Origin of the sequence: Sphingobacterium sp. ML3W, assembly GCF_029542085.1 — a bacterium.
Taxonomy (GTDB): Bacteria; Bacteroidota; Bacteroidia; order Sphingobacteriales; family Sphingobacteriaceae; genus Sphingobacterium.
In genome coordinates this window covers 6,091,825-6,107,962 of sequence record NZ_CP107036.1, presented here as the reverse complement: position 1 = coordinate 6,107,962, position 16,138 = coordinate 6,091,825, and the positions used below count along the sequence as shown (strand labels likewise).

14 protein-coding genes are annotated in these 16,138 nt (G+C 38.0%); 9 read left to right on the top strand and 5 right to left on the bottom strand.

The features are described 5' to 3' along the window. Positions 1–309 precede the first annotated feature (309 nt). The 3 genes from OGI71_RS25235 to OGI71_RS25225 form a co-directional block, all read right to left on the bottom strand. The gene (locus OGI71_RS25235) at positions 310–1,869 is read right to left on the bottom strand and encodes a calcineurin-like phosphoesterase family protein (protein ID WP_282252884.1); all 1,560 of its coding nucleotides are present in this window, start codon (positions 1,867–1,869) and stop codon (positions 310–312) included. A gap of 574 nt (positions 1,870–2,443) precedes the next feature. Further along, positions 2,444–2,863: a hypothetical protein gene (locus OGI71_RS25230; protein WP_077438663.1), complete on the bottom strand. Its 420-nt coding sequence runs from the start codon at positions 2,861–2,863 to the stop codon at positions 2,444–2,446. Between the two features lie 175 nt (positions 2,864–3,038). After that, positions 3,039–3,704 (bottom strand): NlpC/P60 family protein, encoded by a 666-nt coding sequence (locus tag OGI71_RS25225; protein WP_282252882.1) that lies wholly within the window; start codon positions 3,702–3,704, stop codon positions 3,039–3,041. A gap of 201 nt (positions 3,705–3,905) precedes the next feature. Between OGI71_RS25225 and OGI71_RS25220 the strand changes: the two genes are divergently transcribed. Further along, positions 3,906–4,802, top strand: coding sequence for an EamA family transporter (locus OGI71_RS25220; RefSeq protein WP_282252880.1), 897 nt, complete (start codon positions 3,906–3,908; stop codon positions 4,800–4,802). Positions 4,803–4,963: 161 nt separating this feature from the next. Here the strand turns inward: OGI71_RS25220 and mtaB are convergent, their stop codons facing one another. Continuing rightward, a complete protein-coding gene (mtaB, locus tag OGI71_RS25215) occupies positions 4,964–6,286 on the bottom strand; it encodes a tRNA (N(6)-L-threonylcarbamoyladenosine(37)-C(2))-methylthiotransferase MtaB (RefSeq protein WP_282252878.1) in 1,323 nt (440 codons plus the stop codon). Positions 6,287–6,643: 357 nt separating this feature from the next. Here mtaB and OGI71_RS25210 point away from each other — a divergent pair, with 357 nt between their 5' ends. The 3 genes from OGI71_RS25210 to OGI71_RS25200 all read left to right on the top strand — a co-directional run bounded on the left by OGI71_RS25210 (position 6,644) and on the right by OGI71_RS25200 (position 9,284). Next, positions 6,644–7,465 carry a thymidylate synthase gene (locus tag OGI71_RS25210; RefSeq protein WP_120259609.1) on the top strand — a complete coding sequence of 274 codons (822 nt, stop codon included), beginning with the start codon at positions 6,644–6,646 and terminating at the stop codon, positions 7,463–7,465. Between the two features lie 71 nt (positions 7,466–7,536). Further along, positions 7,537–8,031 (top strand): dihydrofolate reductase, encoded by a 495-nt coding sequence (locus tag OGI71_RS25205; RefSeq protein ID WP_282252873.1) that lies wholly within the window; start codon positions 7,537–7,539, stop codon positions 8,029–8,031. An 8-nt stretch (positions 8,032–8,039) separates the two neighbouring features. Next, the gene (locus tag OGI71_RS25200) at positions 8,040–9,284 is read left to right on the top strand and encodes a serine hydrolase (RefSeq protein ID WP_282252871.1); all 1,245 of its coding nucleotides are present in this window, start codon (positions 8,040–8,042) and stop codon (positions 9,282–9,284) included. 54 nt (positions 9,285–9,338) lie between these two features. Here the strand turns inward: OGI71_RS25200 and OGI71_RS25195 are convergent, their stop codons facing one another. Next, entirely contained in the window at positions 9,339–10,349 is a 1,011-nt protein-coding gene (locus OGI71_RS25195) for a D-alanine--D-alanine ligase (RefSeq protein ID WP_282252869.1), read from the bottom strand. A 116-nt stretch (positions 10,350–10,465) separates the two neighbouring features. On the opposite strand from OGI71_RS25195, the gene OGI71_RS25190 reads away from it, so the two are divergent. From OGI71_RS25190 to rpsA, 5 genes are all read left to right on the top strand, one after another. Next, the gene (locus OGI71_RS25190) at positions 10,466–11,467 is read left to right on the top strand and encodes a PASTA domain-containing protein (protein WP_282252868.1); all 1,002 of its coding nucleotides are present in this window, start codon (positions 10,466–10,468) and stop codon (positions 11,465–11,467) included. Between the two features lie 86 nt (positions 11,468–11,553). Further along, on the top strand, positions 11,554–12,594 hold the full coding sequence (gene mltG / locus OGI71_RS25185; protein ID WP_282252867.1) for an endolytic transglycosylase MltG: 1,041 nt from the start codon (positions 11,554–11,556) through the stop codon (positions 12,592–12,594). Further along, positions 12,594–13,001, top strand: a complete 408-nt coding sequence (locus OGI71_RS25180; RefSeq protein ID WP_223580566.1) for a thioesterase family protein — start codon at positions 12,594–12,596, stop codon at positions 12,999–13,001. Before mltG ends, OGI71_RS25180 begins: the two co-directional genes overlap by 1 nt. Before the next feature lies 1 nt (position 13,002). Further along, complete coding sequence (locus tag OGI71_RS25175) at positions 13,003–13,971, top strand: YihY/virulence factor BrkB family protein (RefSeq protein WP_223580568.1); 969 nt, start codon at positions 13,003–13,005, stop codon at positions 13,969–13,971. A 235-nt stretch (positions 13,972–14,206) separates the two neighbouring features. Continuing rightward, the gene (gene rpsA / locus OGI71_RS25170) at positions 14,207–16,138 is read left to right on the top strand and encodes a 30S ribosomal protein S1 (protein ID WP_282252866.1); all 1,932 of its coding nucleotides are present in this window, start codon (positions 14,207–14,209) and stop codon (positions 16,136–16,138) included.

Below are 16,138 nucleotides of genomic sequence, written 5' to 3'. Positions count from 1 at the left end.
CAAAAATTACTCTACACAAATATAGGACTGCTATGTTAAGTCCATCTTAAGCTAACTTTAAACTTAAAACAATTCGACAAATAGTTATTTAAATCATTTAATTCGCGTCTTTTATCAATAAATTATACTTCAATGAGCTTAAAATAAATGTTGGCTCGTCAACTGAACCAATCCCATAAGATTGTGAATCAAACCTGTTAGCATTGTTCTCCGATTAATTTCTTACCCCTATCGCAATAGGAATACTGCTGTGTTTCAAAAGAAAAGGCAATCCGAAGATTGCCTTTTCCTGAAATAGTAAATACTCAATTATTCTACCTCAATACTTTTCGTCGCGAAATGTTCTCTGTTGAACATATCTATTGCCCTAATTTCGATCTGATATTTTCCTGTTTTAAGTTTCGGCAAATTCGTTACCCACAGATGGCTGGATTTTTCTGGATTGGATGGGCGGCGAGTTGTCATCAGTTTTTCGGCGGTATCGTATTTCGCTAGCGACTTTAAGAAAGCGGGATCACTCTCATTAACATATTCCATCTCTTTCCAATCTCCTTGGTTAATTCTATAAGCCACTTTATCACCTTCCCTACCAATGAAGAAGTTTGCATAAATCGGGTATCTTTTCGTATACTTTTCTGGTACTACAGCAGCGCCATAAATATCGATCTGATAGCTTGCTGGCTTGCCTACCACTTTGTAATCGAAACTGTATTGATTACCTTCAATTTTCAAAACGGCATAACCCTTTGGCGTACCGTCCCGCATGGTAGAGACCGGAATTCCTTTGTCATTTAGCTCACCCGAATACCAATCCCCTGATGTGGTTCCGACATTATATTCGTGGTGCGCATGTTCCTGTTTCCAGCCATCTTTCTGTCCATAAAAATATTGACGTTGAAAATGTGTATGTGCCGACAGCGAGAGGGTGTGCTTAAAGGGAGCTAAAATATCAAAAAGACGCTGTCTGTCTTCATTGCGAAACACATTAGAGTTTTCATGATATAATGGGATATGGAACGAAAGGACAATCAATTTGTCTTTAGCTACTTGCTTTAGGTCATTCTCAACAAAATCCAATTGATCTTTCCGAAAACCACCTAAATAACCTTTTCCGGTACGTGGATTGGGATAGATAATATTGTCCAATACAATAAAGTGTGCATTCCCATAGTTAAAAGAGTAATTATTAGGGCCAAAAGTACGCTCAAAAGACTCATCAGAAAGGCTGTCGATTTTGGCATCATAATTCATATCGTGATTCCCCATGACATTATACCAAGGTAGTCCCATCGTAGAAATTACCGACTTGTATTTTGGCTGAAGACACAAATCATCACCCACCAAATCTCCTAGGCTGATTCCGAATTTCGCGACAGATTTGTCTGCGATTTCATTAATGATGCCATCCTTAAAAAATCCCAATTCTTCCTCAGTATATGCTTGTGGGTCACCAAAGACAAAGGCGGAAAAATTAGCTTGCTCTTCTTGTTGATATAAAGCGAAGTTCACGTTGGTGGGGATTTTACCCGTTGCAGTAACACCCGGATATTTTGATGTTGGGCTACCATTGACTTTGTGTATATAATAGAATTTTGGATGGTTATTTTCATCTACGGGTACTGCATATCCTGAAGGTTTGACGACAAAAATGATATTATCATTTCCAACTGGTAATTGATAGTTACCATCTTTATCTGTAGCAACAACTTCGCGACCGTTGCTGACCGAAACCGATGCTATCCCTTTCTCATTCTTATCTAATTTTCCGTTTCTGTTTACATCTAGAAAAACTTTTCCCTTTGCAAATTCTTGTGCTTGTACTGTCTGGGTCAGCGCTAAAGAAATCGCCAATGCCATAAATGTTTTCATATCGAACGTTATTTTTGCCGCTAAAGTACTTTATTAGCATTAAGACAATATCAATTGAATATAAAGGATTCGTAAATATAAACCCCTATCAAAGAATGAGCAACTTAACAAATAATACTTAATTAGTTATTATATAGTAGGGATTTAAATCGGGCTTTATACGTGTTTATCCGAATGAAGTCCGAATAAGGTCCGTATCAAATCCCTGTTAGTTTACTGTTTATTATGAATTTGCCCTCCACTTGATATAAGGTTTTCCAACATCATTGCATTCAAATTTTAGGATTATAATGGCACGAAATTATTTGAACAATTTGGTTTATCGATAAAGGATCTCATTTAATTATTATAAGAATCTCCAAGTCCATTTCCTCTAAAAACACCGTTTTTGTTGTACCTCCGAATTCGTTCATCAATCTGATCTTTCAATTAGTGGCGGTAGGTTAATGGGTTAACTCAATCAAGACAAAGCGGAATCGAATAAGCTCCCCATTAAAACGGAAAAAGAGCTAAAAAAAGAAGGAGAAACCAAATGCTTGATCTCTCCTTCTCTCAACAAATATACATATTGTTATTATCTTGCTTGGGCAGTCGCCAACATACGATTTACTTCGTCTATCATCGATTTGGCGGCATCATGCATCCGCGGGTTACCCGCAAAGTCTGCATCCAAAGTCACACGTTTCGATTTATCTTTGTAATTATATTCCAGATAAAAACGAGGTACTTTAGAATTTATGGAGTCCTTTTTCCATTCTGGACCTGTCATATCTGTATCCAAATTCCAAAACCCTAATTCCATTGCTTTGCGATGCAAATATAATAGATCATCTTTTGTGAACTTTACAGTATCCGTAATTAAAGAATCTTGTTTGTCCAAATATTTATAGATACGCGTTTTTGAATTATATTCATTGACCATATGATTCGGTTCGCCATATTTGAATTCAATTGATTCAAAATCAGCAAAACGGAATGGTGCGTTTTTAATCATATTGCTATAATAATAAACACAATACATTAAAAATGGCACAATAATACAAAGGCCTAAAAAAATCTTCTTACTCTTTATTGTCATTTCTATAAAATTTTGACAAAAATAAGGATTTATATAGGGTATAAAAGTTTATATCAAGATATGACATAAAACCTACATGGATTTCACCTTGTTAGATCTTTGGAGAACCTGCATCAACGAAAGTTTTGGCGTACCAGCTATCCGTCAGATCTGATATAATAACCCCTTTGCGTGTTGAGACATGAACAAATTTATTGTTGTGTAAGTATACACCCACATGGTCAATTCCATTTTTACCGAAAGAAAAAAACACCAAATCACCTTCTTCCAATTTCTCAGGCTTCTTTCTTTTCACAACTCCTTCCATATCTCGTGATGTCCGCGGAAGATTACCTTTGTAGACTTCGATATATAACAGATTAACAAAACCCGAACAATCCACTCCCTTTTTGGTCTGTCCCCCCATTCGATGCGGTATTCCCATCCAGTCGTCGATAAATGAATAGAGCTGTGGGTTTAGCTTCTTCGTATTTACATTCAGTAATGAGGCATAATTATCAAGACGAGATCCAGAAAATGTTTTTCCTCGCGCTGAACTTGCATCTGTCAACACCGAACCACTAGAGGAACGGGAACCAGAGGTAAGTACTTTTTTTTTCGTTGAACAACTGCTCAAGAATAGTAGTGCGCTTAAAAAGAAGATAAAATAAGATTTAGCAATCATTATGTTCGATTTACTTTCCTGTAAGACAAACTTAAATAAATTGCCCCTGATATACAACCTATTTACCCCCTTCATAACAAACAATTTATTCATTCTTCTTATTTTATTTATAAGCTATTCCTCATAAAGGATTATTTCCATGCACTGAGTAATTAGGATTGATTGATCTTCATTGAAGCTTTTAGTTCAACTATCCTGAATAGCTGCGGATTTATTCTTTTTCCCTACCAAGAACGTAGGATCGGAAAAAGAATTGTCCAGAAATCGTAACTTTGCCGCCTAGTTTATTTGAGAATGGAAAAATTAAAAGGTGCATTAGCCGTCTTTTTAGGTGCGAGTAGTTTTGGGATACTATCAACGTTTGTAAAAAAAGCATATGGTCAGGGGCTTACTTTAGGAGAGGTAACAGGGATTCAGGTATTATTTGGCATGCTTATGCTTTGGCTTATCTTTATCGTGATCAAACTATTTTCTGGAAAATCCTTTCAATCTTCAACTAAAAAATCATCTTGGGTCAAAATATTGATCAGTGGTACATCAACAGGGCTCGTGAGTGTCTTATACTATAAATGTGTACAGCTGGTGCCGGCATCTCTTGCTATTGTCCTACTGATGCAGTATATATGGATCGGCGTGGTCATTGAATTTATCTTTTTCAAAACAAAACCATCAAAAAACAACTTGATTGGTATTGGTATCGTATTGATTGCAACATTATTGGCAACAGGGCTCATTGAGAAAGGATTAGAGGATCTCAACTTAACTGGTCTATTTTTTGGGTTCTTGGCCGCTACCGCTTATTCGGTTTTTATGATCGTGAATGGCCGTGTGGGCAATGATTACCATCCAATACAAAAAAGTGCAATCATGGTAACTGGTTCCTGTATTTTGATTTTCACGTTATTTCCACCGAACTATTTATTTAATGGTCAATTTGATGCTAATTTTATGCATTTTGGACTGATCCTATCTTTATTTGGCACCGTCATTCCACCATTGCTATTCGCTTATGGTTTACCAAAAACAGGCTTCTCTTTAGGTGGAATATTAAGTTCTGCAGAATTACCTGTAGCTACCTGTATGTCTTATTTTATATTACATGAATCTGTTTCGTTTGTACAATGGATCGGTGTTCTTTTGATTTTAGGGACAGTGATCTTGTTAAATGCAGCAAAAAGCAGTACGCACTAATCAAAAACGTACATTTCAAAACATGATCTCTGATATGCTATACCATCATATTGAATAGAAAATCACCCATGATCGAAAGATCTTGGAATGGAACTTTTCCTTAACAAAAAGGGCAATCTTCTAGAAGATTGCCCTTTTTGTTAATGTATAGTCTTAAAAAATTAATGTGCTAATGTTTCAGGAACCTCCTCGACTTCTACTTCACAAGTATCTGTTACTTCCATAAATTTGACAGGTACAACCTCGTTCACCAATAACGGATCATACAAAGTCCTCACCTTAACATAATTTTTGGAGAAACCATGCATATAACCATCTTTTTCATCTGCTTCGAAAAGGACATCTCCCTGAGCTCCAAGTTGTGATTCATAAAAAGCGCGACGTTTCTTCTCTGAAAGAATATGTAACATCTTACTTCTATCACTACGTTGTGCCCCCGGTACAGCTCCTTCCATTTGGGCTGCAATCGTATTTTCACGTTCCGAATAAGTAAAAACGTGCAAATAGGAAATATCCATATCGTTCAGAAAATTATAGGTATCTATAAAGTCCTCACGTGTTTCTCCAGGAAATCCAACAATCACGTCAACACCTATACAACAGTTCGGCATTAATGACTTGATAAATTCCACACGTTCTGTATACAACTCCCGTTTATATCTTCGGCGCATCAGCCCCAAAATCTTGTTGCTTCCTGACTGTAATGGCATGTGAAAATGTGGAACAAATCGTTTAGATTGTGCAACAAATTCGATGATGTCATTGGATAATAAGTTAGGTTCAATTGAAGATATACGTATTCTATCAATACCATCAACCTCATCCAGTGCTTTTACCAAATCCAGGAAGCGATCTTCCCGTTTCCCGTCCCGAATACCAAAATCACCAATATTAACCCCTGTCAGTACAATTTCTTTTACACCTGAAGCAGCGATTTCTTCCGCTTGCTTGACAATCTCTTCAATCTTTCCTGAGCGGCTTCCACCACGTGCCAAAGGGATTGTACAGAAAGTACATGAATAGTCACATCCATCCTGTACTTTTAAAAAGGTACGCGTACGGTCGCCGATGGAATAAGCGGACACAAATTGATTGGTTTCATCAATCGGGCCATTATAAACAATCGTTTTTTCTTGTTTGGTCAAGTCATTGATATGTTCAATGATATTAAATTTCTCAGCAGCTCCCAATACCATATCTACACCAGGAATCTCGGCGATTTCCCTAGGTTTTAGTTGGGCATAACAACCAACAATGGTAATATAGGCATTCGGAGAGTGCTTTAAAGCTTCTTTGACCACTTTTCTACACTTCTTGTCAGCATTGTCCGTTACAGAACATGTATTGATTACATAGACGTCCGCACGGCTATTGAACGCTGTGGTATCATAGCCCGCATCCTTAAATAAACGTCCTATGGATGATGTCTCCGAATAGTTCAGTTTACATCCAAGTGTATAAAAAGCTACTTTTTTATTCTCCATAATATTTTGCAAAATTACATTTTTTTTCAGTAACCCCTCTTATCATTTTAAGTTTTGACTTTCTCGTTATAAGGATTTTCCTTAGTTTTGACTATCTTGAAAGGTTGGATGCGCTAGAAGATTTAAATTTTATAGCTAAAGACAGATACAGCATCCACTGGTTATGGTTTTAATGCAATTTGGATATAGAAGGGCGTGTAAATTTTAATCTAAGCTAGATGCTTCTAGCAAGCGAAATTGTAGCTGAACAGCATAAATCCGGCGGCTCCAGTTAAAATCACACACCTATAATAGTAAGCAGTAGAACATACAGATACAGACCTCGGATATTAAGCATTTAATAAATAAAACTTACAGATGAAACAATATTTAGATTTACTCAGACACGTATATACGAATGGTGTTGTAAAAACGGATCGTACCGGGACAGGTACCAAAAGTGTCTTTGGATATCAGATGCGTTTCAACCTTCAGGAAGGATTCCCGCTAGTAACAACAAAGAAATTGCACTTGCGATCGATTCTTCATGAATTGATCTGGTTTTTGAAAGGTGAAACCAATATTCAGTATTTAAAAGAGAATGGGGTCAGTATCTGGGACGAATGGGCTGACGAACAAGGGAACCTAGGTCCAGTCTATGGTTCACAATGGCGCTCTTGGCCGACACCCGATGGTCGTCATATCGATCAGATCACACAGGTTATCAACCAGCTGAAAAATTCACCGGATTCCCGTCGCATTATTGTATCGGCATGGAATGTTGCTGAAATCGAAAACATGGCCTTACCTCCTTGTCATGCTTTCTTTCAATTTTATGTAGCACCAGCACAGCCTGAGAAGGGAATTATGAAGCCTCAATTGTCCTGTCAGCTTTATCAACGTAGCGCCGACATATTTTTAGGTGTGCCTTTCAATATTGCCTCTTATGCCCTTTTGACGATGATGGTGGCACAAGTCTGTGATATGGAAGCTGCTGAATTTATCCATACATTGGGCGATGCACATATCTATAGCAATCACTTTGAACAAACGGAACTACAGTTGAGCCGTGATCCAAAGCCATTGCCACAAATGAAGATAAACCCAGAGGTGAAAGATATTTTTGATTTCAAATTCGAAGATTTCGAATTGCTGAATTATGAATCACATGCTCATATCAAGGCGCCAGTTGCAGTTTAGGAAAACCGTTAAGAAGCCCTCTTTTACACAACATCACTTTACACAACACGACTAATCTACACGACACAAAAATGAGTAACCCAACGATCACATTAATCGTAGCTGCCTCGGAAAACAATGCGATCGGCATCAATAACCAGATGCCTTGGCATTTACCAAATGATTTTAAATATTTTAAAAGAAGTACCATTGAGCACTCTGTCCTGATGGGTAGAAAAACCTTTGAGGCCATAGGCAAGGCATTGCCGGATCGAAGAAATATCGTCATCACGCGTAATGCTAATTTTCAAGGAGAGGATATTGATGTTGCCAACAGTATCCAAGAGGCTCTTTTATATTGCCGTGACGAACGTGAGGTATTTATCATCGGTGGAGCAAACATCTATCAACAGGCTTTACTATTGGCAAACAAGATCCTTTTGACACGTGTACACACAACGATTCAGGGAGATGCGTTTTTTCCTGAACTATCATCGGAAGAATGGGAACTGATTTCTTCAGAATCACATCAGGCAGATGATAAGCATGCATTCGACTACACCTTTGAAGTGTATACAAGAAAATAACTATTGGAATGTTAAAATATTTATCTCTTGTTTTCATTATGCTGATGTCCAAGACTTATGCTCAAAAGATAGATACCGTATACTTGGAAAAATTACTTCAGAGTCGCCCTGATCTATTCCAACAAATATTAAATCATCCGATGAGGAATGAAGTGCAGATTTTGTACACCCAAATTGATCGTGATAAATCCAATATCCCACACTTCAGGTCTTATAGTTATCGACTGAATCCCAATTGGTATTTCTATCCAGCAAGCACCGTAAAACTGCCGACTGCGATTTTGGCTCTGGAAAAAATCAATGAACTACATATTAAAGGCCTTACAAAAGATACACCCCTACGCATTGACTCTGCTTTTGAAAAACAAACTAAAGTATCCGTGGATGAATCTGCGGTTAATGGTCTTCCGTCAATTGCTCAGTATGTAAAAAAAATATTATTGACCAGTGACAATGATGCCCAAAACAGGCTGTTCGAATTTATTGGCCGTGCTGAGCTAAATGCAAAACTCAAAAAATGTGGCACCAAATACAGCCGAATTGTCAACCGCCTTGCTATAGGTGACAAAGGAATCTGGGCGAAGCATACTAATCCTTTCACCTTCTATAATGGTGACCATATTATCTATCAGCAACAAGCACAATTTGACCCCAAAGACTATGATATCAAGTTAGCCAATACGCTTCAAGGAAAGGGTTACATGAATGATAAAGATGAACTCATCCACGAACCATGGAGTTTTGAAGGACTAAACGTTTATGCGCTAGCGGATCAACAGCTGATCTTGAAGAAATTACTTTTTCCAGAAGCATTCAAAAGCAAAGACAGGTTTAATTTACAAAAAGAGGATTATACACTACTCTATGATTATATGTCACGTTATCCATTTGAATCGGATTTCCCAAAATATGATACGACAGAATTTTGGCCAACATATAGCAAATTACTTTTCTATGGACGCGAAAAAAATGCAAAGCTAAACCCTAATATCCGTATTTTCAATAAGTATGGTGACTCCTATGGATATAATATTGATAATGCCTATATTGTAGATTTTGAACATGGAGTAGAGTTTCTTCTTGCCGTCGTTGTCCAGTCTAATGAAAACGGCATTTACAATGACGGTATTTATGAATACGAGACGGTCACCTATCCATTTCTGAAAAACATCGGACAGCTTATCTATCAGGAGGAATTAAAGAGAACAAAAAAAATCAAACCCGATTTATCCAAGTTTGATTTCAGAAAATAACAAAGGGGGCTTTCAAAAAATTGGAAGCCCCCTTTGTGTGAGAATTGATCTATTTTATTTAGCGGATAATAAAGCGCTTTCGATCAATTCACCATAGAACTCACCTTCTTTCATGCCAAAGGCGCGCACCTGCTGCGGGATAAAACTCTGTGCTGTCTGCCCAGGAATTGTATTGATCTCGATAAAGTAAAACTTATCTGTACCGTTTTCCAGGAAGAAGTCCACACGCACCATGCCTTTACAATTTAACCTAACATAAATTTCCCTCAGAATACGGGCAGCACGTTCTTGCTGCTCTGTCGTCAGGTCTGCCGGTGTAATTTCTTCGGTCAAGCCAGGGATATATTTCGCTTCAAAATCAAAAAATTCACGTGTCGTACGAACCTCTGTTGCAGGCAACACCACCAATTCGCCTTTCGCATTACGGAAAATTCCTTCGGAAAACTCACGTCCAGTCACAAATTCCTCAACGATCACTTGCTTCCCCGTATTCTCGGCATCGAATGCTTTGTCAATAGCTTCCTGCAGTTGAGCTGATTCTTTCACCTTTGTCATTCCGATACTACTTCCGCCAGCGTTAGGCTTCACAAAATATGGAAGGGAAAGGTTACTTTCTACAGTGCTTATTGCTTCCGCTCGTTGCGATTCAAACAATAAAACAGATTTGGCCAGATGCAATTCAGGAATATCACTTAATATTGCCTTTGTGTAACCCTTGTTCATCGTCAAAGCTGACGTCAATGCATCGCATGAAGTATAAGGAATATCCAGCAAATCAAAGTAGCTCTGTAGCCTTCCATCCTCCCCAGGCACACCATGAACCATAATAAAGGCTAAGTCAAAACTTATTGTCTCTCCATTTAATGGTAAGGTAAAGCTTTCGCGCAGAACCGGATACTGCCGACCATCTTTATCTGTATAAAACCATGCGTCTTTTGATATGGTAATCAGGTACACATCGTATTTGTCATGATCGAGTTGAGAATTGACAAAGGCAGAACTTTTAAAAGAAACTTCGGCCTCCCCTGTATAACCTCCAGTTATTAATGCTATTTTTGCTTTCATAAATTTTAGCGATTCGAATAGCAAATATAATTTGCTATACACGGAAAAACGAATAATTTTGTGAGGAATAATTTTATTTAACCATTCTGCAAAATTGGCTTCAATATTGCGGTTCTATGCAGAATTCATTTTTATCAAATACAGTAATGTCCAAAGTCGTACAATATCTTCAGACACCCACGTTCAGAAAAAATCTCATTGCCGCATTCATTGCGATAGTCTGCCTATTTCTTGCGGTATATGTGGGGCTGAAAATATATACTAAACATGATGAATCTATCGCAGTTCCGAAAATAAAGGGACTCCATATCAACGCAGCCATCCAAGCCCTGGAAGATGCTGGATTAGAATATCAAATTGACTCTGTTTATCAGATGGATGCCAAACCGGGCTTGGTGATCGAACAGGATCCCGAGCAAGGATTTCACGTGAAATCTGGTCGAACAATTTATCTGACCATTATCACCCAAGTGGCTCCAGAAGTCTCCTTTCCAAATATTAAAGATAAGACTTTGATTGAAGCAACAGCTATCTTGAAAAATCATAATCTTAAAATAGGTGACACTTCTTATGTTGCTGATATTGCTAGAGATATTGTTCTGGATGCCCAATTTGCGGGTCAGTCCATTCGAAATGGCCGAATGATTCCAAAAGGTTCACGGATAGATCTTGTCCTCGGCAATGGTCTTGGGGCGAATGAAGTTGAAATTCCCAATCTGATCGGGCTGCCTTTGAACGAAGCTAAATTTGCCCTTTCTGGTGCCGGACTTGGCTTGGGGACAGTAACCTACGACCCCAACGTAACCGACACAACAACAGCGGTGATCAGTGTGCAATCTCCAGGGGTAGAAAAGGGATTAACGAGCTTAGGCGCCAAAATAGACGTGACACTTTCGTTGACAGCGCCTTCACCGACAACAGGTACACCGGGGTCTACAACTGTACCCAAACCACAGGTAACTCCGACTCAGTCGAACCCACCTGCCGCGAAGCCCGTTGCAACGAAGCCCACTACTACGACAAAAACGACAACAAATACCCCTCCCGCCAAGTCTTCAAATACAGCGCCTACAGCGGGACAAAAAAAGGAAAATAAAGCAAATAGTCTAGGCTTCTAAAGCGATCATGAAACCTTCATAAGCCATGAATCATCTGTGTTCTATGTCCGTGAAGGTTTTATCACAGATATAAAAAAGTAATTCTGATGGAAAATAAAAAAGGAATACCAAGTTGGTTAAAAATTATTGCATTAATCGTCATCCTTGTCGGGGGGTATTTTGCATGGACATTTTATAAGGCTTTCTTTGCCTCAAACGTTTCTGGAGAGAAAAAATACCTTTACATCCATGAGGGTGCAAAGTATGAAGATGTCCTCAAATCGATTCAAGACTCTAGTCTTTTAGATGATATCGCTTCATTCGAGCGTGCTGCTCAGTATAAAAAATACGAACAAAGTGTAAAACCAGGTCGTTATTTATTAACTCCCGGAATGAACAATCGACGATTGATAGGCAATTTGATGGGCGGTTATCAGGAACCTGTGAAATTTAGATTTGCCAATGTAAGGCTAAAAGAAAATATGGCTGCATTATTGGGCAAAAGCTTTGAGGCTGATTCAGCACAATTTATTGCAGTATTGAATGATGAAACTACAGCGCAAAAGTTTGGATTTACCAAAGAGAACCTGATTTCAATTTTCATTCCAAATACGTACGAAATTTACTGGAATACGAGTCCAGAAAAGGTTATTGCTCGTTTTGATGATGAGTGGAAAAAATTCTGGAATACAGATCGCATTGCTAAGGCAAAAGCACTTAACCTAACTCCACAACAAGTTAGTACATTGGCGTCTATCGTTAAAGGAGAGGCTTTGCACCAAGACGAAATGCCCATGATCGCTGGCTTATATTTAAATCGTCTAAAAAAAGGCATGCTCTTACAAGCCGATCCAACAGTAATCTTTGCTAACAATGATTTTACGATCAGAAGGGTCTTAAATAAACATTTAAGAATGGACAACCCTTACAATACCTACATCTATAGAGGCTTGCCTCCGGGGCCTATTTCTATCCCGAGTATCGCTGCTATTGATGCGGTTCTGAATTTTAAGCAACATGATTATATCTATATGTGTGCAAAGGATGATTTCTCAGGTTACCATAATTTTGCAAAAACAGAAGTAGAACACCTGGTAAATGCGCGAAAATTCCAACAAGCGTTAGATGCCAGAAATATCAAGAAATAATGTTTGTATTTGACCATCAGATTCGTGTCCGCTACGCAGAAACAGACCAAATGGGTTATGTCTATTATGGTAATTACGCTGCTTTTTACGAAATAGCGAGAACTGAAATGCTGAGAAGTACAGGGATATCTTATAAAGAGCTGGAAGAAATGGGCGTTATGCTCCCTGTCACGGAGTTGAAAACAAAATATCTCAAACCGGGTAAGTATGATGATCTGATAACGATCCGGGTAACTATTCGTAAGAAACCTGCGGTCCGTATTATTTTTGAATATGAGCTTTTTAACGAAAGTGGCGAGTTACTCAATCAAGGTGAGACAACATTGGTATTTGTCAATATGGAAAAGAACAAACCTTGTATGCCTCCACAGATCTTTCAGGATAAGATGAGTAAATATTTTAATTGATATGGGGAAATTCCACCAATGGCTATTAAATTTTGAACCTTATTTTAGATTAATCGAATGGAGCAAACGGGTTGTGTTACCAGGATTTGGTTCACTTCCCCTTTATACTGTAGCGGTGTTTTTCTTCCAGGAGCTCGCCAGAGATTCAATCGTCAGTAAGGCCTCTTCATTATCATATAGTTTTTTGTTGGCCATATTTCCTGGCATCATCTTTCTATTTACATTAATTCCGTATATCCCAATCAACAACTTTCAGGAACAATTACTGGATTTTTTAGCGGTTGTCATTCCTAAAAATGCATTCCTTGTAGTTGAAACCACCCTCGAGGATATTATTAAAAACCAGAATGGTGGTCTCCTTTCCTTCGGTTTTCTTTTCGCAGCATATTTTGCGACCAATGGCATGGCCTCATTAATGAATGCTTTCAATAAAGCTTCCTTAATGACCGAGAAAAGACCTTGGATAAGAAAAAGGCTCATTGCGCTAACATTAGCCTTTCTGATTATTTTTGCTCTCACCGTCGGGATGACTGTATTTACCATTGCTGGTGTTACGATTGATTATCTAAAAGAAACTACAGGTATTAAATCCAGTATGTGGGCGACTTTGTTAAAACTCGCACGATGGATTATTATTTTCGCGATTTATTTCTTTACGGTGAGCTGTATCTATAAGTTTGGCCCATCTACATCGAACAAGTGGAAGCTGTTTAGCCCTGGGGCCTCCATGGCCACTATATTAGCGATTTTGACTTTCTCGATTTTCACATTCTATATTAATCATTTTGGTGCATATAATAAATTATATGGTTCGATCGGAACGTTAATCGTCATTATGCTCTGGATCTACCTCAATACCCTGATATTATTATTGGGCTATGAGTTAAATGCCGCAATAGCATTGTCCAAGCAAACTATTGTGATTGCCAAGCCGCGGATCTTCAACTCATTTAAAAAAGATAACGAATAGCACTACAAGACACAACGAACAGTCAAAAAGAATACTGTAAGGCCTAACCCCCTCCTATTCTGCCCAATGAAAGATCATGTCCTGAGCCCCTTCAGACCCAGTTGTTCGACAGAAACCTATAACTAAGGGATAACTGAAAGTCTTTCAATAAAATAAGAAAAATAAAATTTTGCATTAAAAGTTTTTTTGTACCTTTGCAACTCCTACAACGTAGGAAAAAGGAGAAAATTAATTAATGGCAAAAAAACAAGAAGCAGAAAAAGAATTAGCAGCGAAAAACGCAGAGCTACAAGGTGCTGACACTAAAGTAGTGAAAGACACTGAAAAAATTGAATCAGAAGCTGATTCAAACTTAATCGACGAAATCAAATCAAACACTTGGATCACACCAGAAGGTGAATTTGACTGGGATGCAAATGATAAAGGTTTCGGAAATTATAGCGAAGCTGAACGCGCTAAACTTGAAGCACAATACGCAGATACTTTCAACCAAGTTAACCAAGGTGAAATTATTGAAGGTACTGTCGTTTCTATCAACAATAAAGACGTTGTCTTAAATGTTGGTTTCAAATCTGACGGTTTAGTTTCTTTATCCGAATTCCGTGACTTACCAGAGTTAAAAATTGGTGACAAAGTTGACGTATTCGTTGAATCTCAAGAAGATGCTAACGGTCAATTAGTACTTTCTCGCAAACGTGCTAAAACTCAAAAATCTTGGGAAGCTATCAATGAGGCATTGGAAAATGATGCAATCATTACTGGTTTCGTTAAGAGCCGTACTAAAGGTGGTCTTATCGTTGACATCAAAGGTGTTGAAGCTTTCTTACCTGGATCTCAAATTGATATCAAACCTATCCGTGACTACGATATATACGTAGGTAAAACAATGGAATTCAAAGTTGTTAAAATCAACCACGAATTCAAAAACGTTGTCGTATCACACAAAGTATTAATTGAGAACGACTTAGAAAACCAAAAATCTGAGATCGTTGCTAAATTAGAAAAAGGTCAAGTATTAGAAGGAACTGTTAAAAATATCACTGACTTCGGTGTATTCATCGACTTAGGTGGTGTTGACGGTTTGTTGCATATCACAGATATCTCTTGGGGTCGTATCGAGCATCCAAAAGAAGTTTTATCTTTAGATCAAACAATCAACGTTGTTGTATTAGACTTTGATGATGAGAAAAAACGTATCGCTTTAGGCTTGAAACAATTATCTGAGCACCCTTGGGAATCTTTAAATACAGCATTAGAAGTTGGTTCTAAAGTTAAAGGTAAAATCGTAACAGTTGCTGATTACGGTGCTTTCTTAGAAATCATCCCAGGTGTTGAAGGTTTGATCCACGTTTCTGAAATGTCTTGGTCTCAAAACTTACGTTCTCCACAAGAGTTCTTAAAAGTTGGTGACGAGATCGAAGCTCAAATCTTAACTTTAGATCGTGATGAGCGTAAAATGAGTTTAGGTATCAAACAATTGACTCCAGATCCTTGGAAAAACATCACTGAGCGTTATCCAGTAGGTTCTAAACAAACAGCTGTTGTTAAAAACATGACTAACTTCGGTGTGTTTGTTGAGCTAGAAGAAGGTATCGACGGTTTGATCCACATCTCTGATTTATCTTGGTCTAAAAAAATCAACCACCCTAACGAATTCACTAAAGTTGGTGAAACATTAGACGTAGTTGTATTAGAATTAGATGAAGAAAACCGTAAGTTATCTTTAGGTCACAAACAATTGGAAGAAAATCCTTGGGATACTTTCGAGACAATCTTCACTGAAGGTTCTATCCACGAAGGTACTGTGATCAAAGTTGGTGACAAAGGTGATATCGTCGCTCTACAATACGGTGTTGAAGGTTTCTGTCCTTCTAAACACTCTGTTAAAGAAGACGGTTCTTCATTGAAAGTTGATGAAGTAACTTCATTCAAAATCATCGAGTTCAACAAAGAGAACAAACGTTTGGTAATTTCTCACTCTCGTATCTGGGAAGAAGAGAAAGAAGAAGCTCGCAAAGAAGAGTCTAGCAACCGTAAAAAAGACGCTAAAGCTGAATCTTCAGCTGTTAAAAAAGTAAAAGATTCTGTTGAAAAATCTACTTTAGGCGACTTAGACGTGTTAGCTCAATTGAAAGAGCAAATGGAAAATGACAAAAACGCTAAGTAA

Excerpts from the sequence above, each read along its gene's own strand:
- mltG (WP_282252867.1), top strand. The coding sequence starts at position 11,554 with ATGGAAAATAAAAAAGGAATACCAAGTTGGTTAAAAATTATTGCATTA.
- OGI71_RS25195 (WP_282252869.1), bottom strand. The coding sequence starts at position 10,349 with ATGAAAGCAAAAATAGCATTAATAACTGGAGGTTATACAGGGGAGGCC.
- OGI71_RS25235 (WP_282252884.1), bottom strand. The coding sequence starts at position 1,869 with ATGAAAACATTTATGGCATTGGCGATTTCTTTAGCGCTGACCCAGACA.
- mtaB (WP_282252878.1), bottom strand. The coding sequence starts at position 6,286 with ATGGAGAATAAAAAAGTAGCTTTTTATACACTTGGATGTAAACTGAAC.
- OGI71_RS25230 (WP_077438663.1), bottom strand. The coding sequence starts at position 2,863 with ATGATTAAAAACGCACCATTCCGTTTTGCTGATTTTGAATCAATTGAA.
- OGI71_RS25210 (WP_120259609.1), top strand. The coding sequence starts at position 6,644 with ATGAAACAATATTTAGATTTACTCAGACACGTATATACGAATGGTGTT.
- OGI71_RS25200 (WP_282252871.1), top strand. The coding sequence starts at position 8,040 with ATGTTAAAATATTTATCTCTTGTTTTCATTATGCTGATGTCCAAGACT.
- OGI71_RS25175 (WP_223580568.1), top strand. The coding sequence starts at position 13,003 with ATGGGGAAATTCCACCAATGGCTATTAAATTTTGAACCTTATTTTAGA.
- OGI71_RS25180 (WP_223580566.1), top strand. The coding sequence starts at position 12,594 with ATGTTTGTATTTGACCATCAGATTCGTGTCCGCTACGCAGAAACAGAC.
- OGI71_RS25220 (WP_282252880.1), top strand. The coding sequence starts at position 3,906 with ATGGAAAAATTAAAAGGTGCATTAGCCGTCTTTTTAGGTGCGAGTAGT.
- OGI71_RS25205 (WP_282252873.1), top strand. The coding sequence starts at position 7,537 with ATGAGTAACCCAACGATCACATTAATCGTAGCTGCCTCGGAAAACAAT.
- OGI71_RS25225 (WP_282252882.1), bottom strand. The coding sequence starts at position 3,704 with ATGAATAAATTGTTTGTTATGAAGGGGGTAAATAGGTTGTATATCAGG.
- rpsA (WP_282252866.1), top strand. The coding sequence starts at position 14,207 with ATGGCAAAAAAACAAGAAGCAGAAAAAGAATTAGCAGCGAAAAACGCA.
- OGI71_RS25190 (WP_282252868.1), top strand. The coding sequence starts at position 10,466 with ATGCAGAATTCATTTTTATCAAATACAGTAATGTCCAAAGTCGTACAA.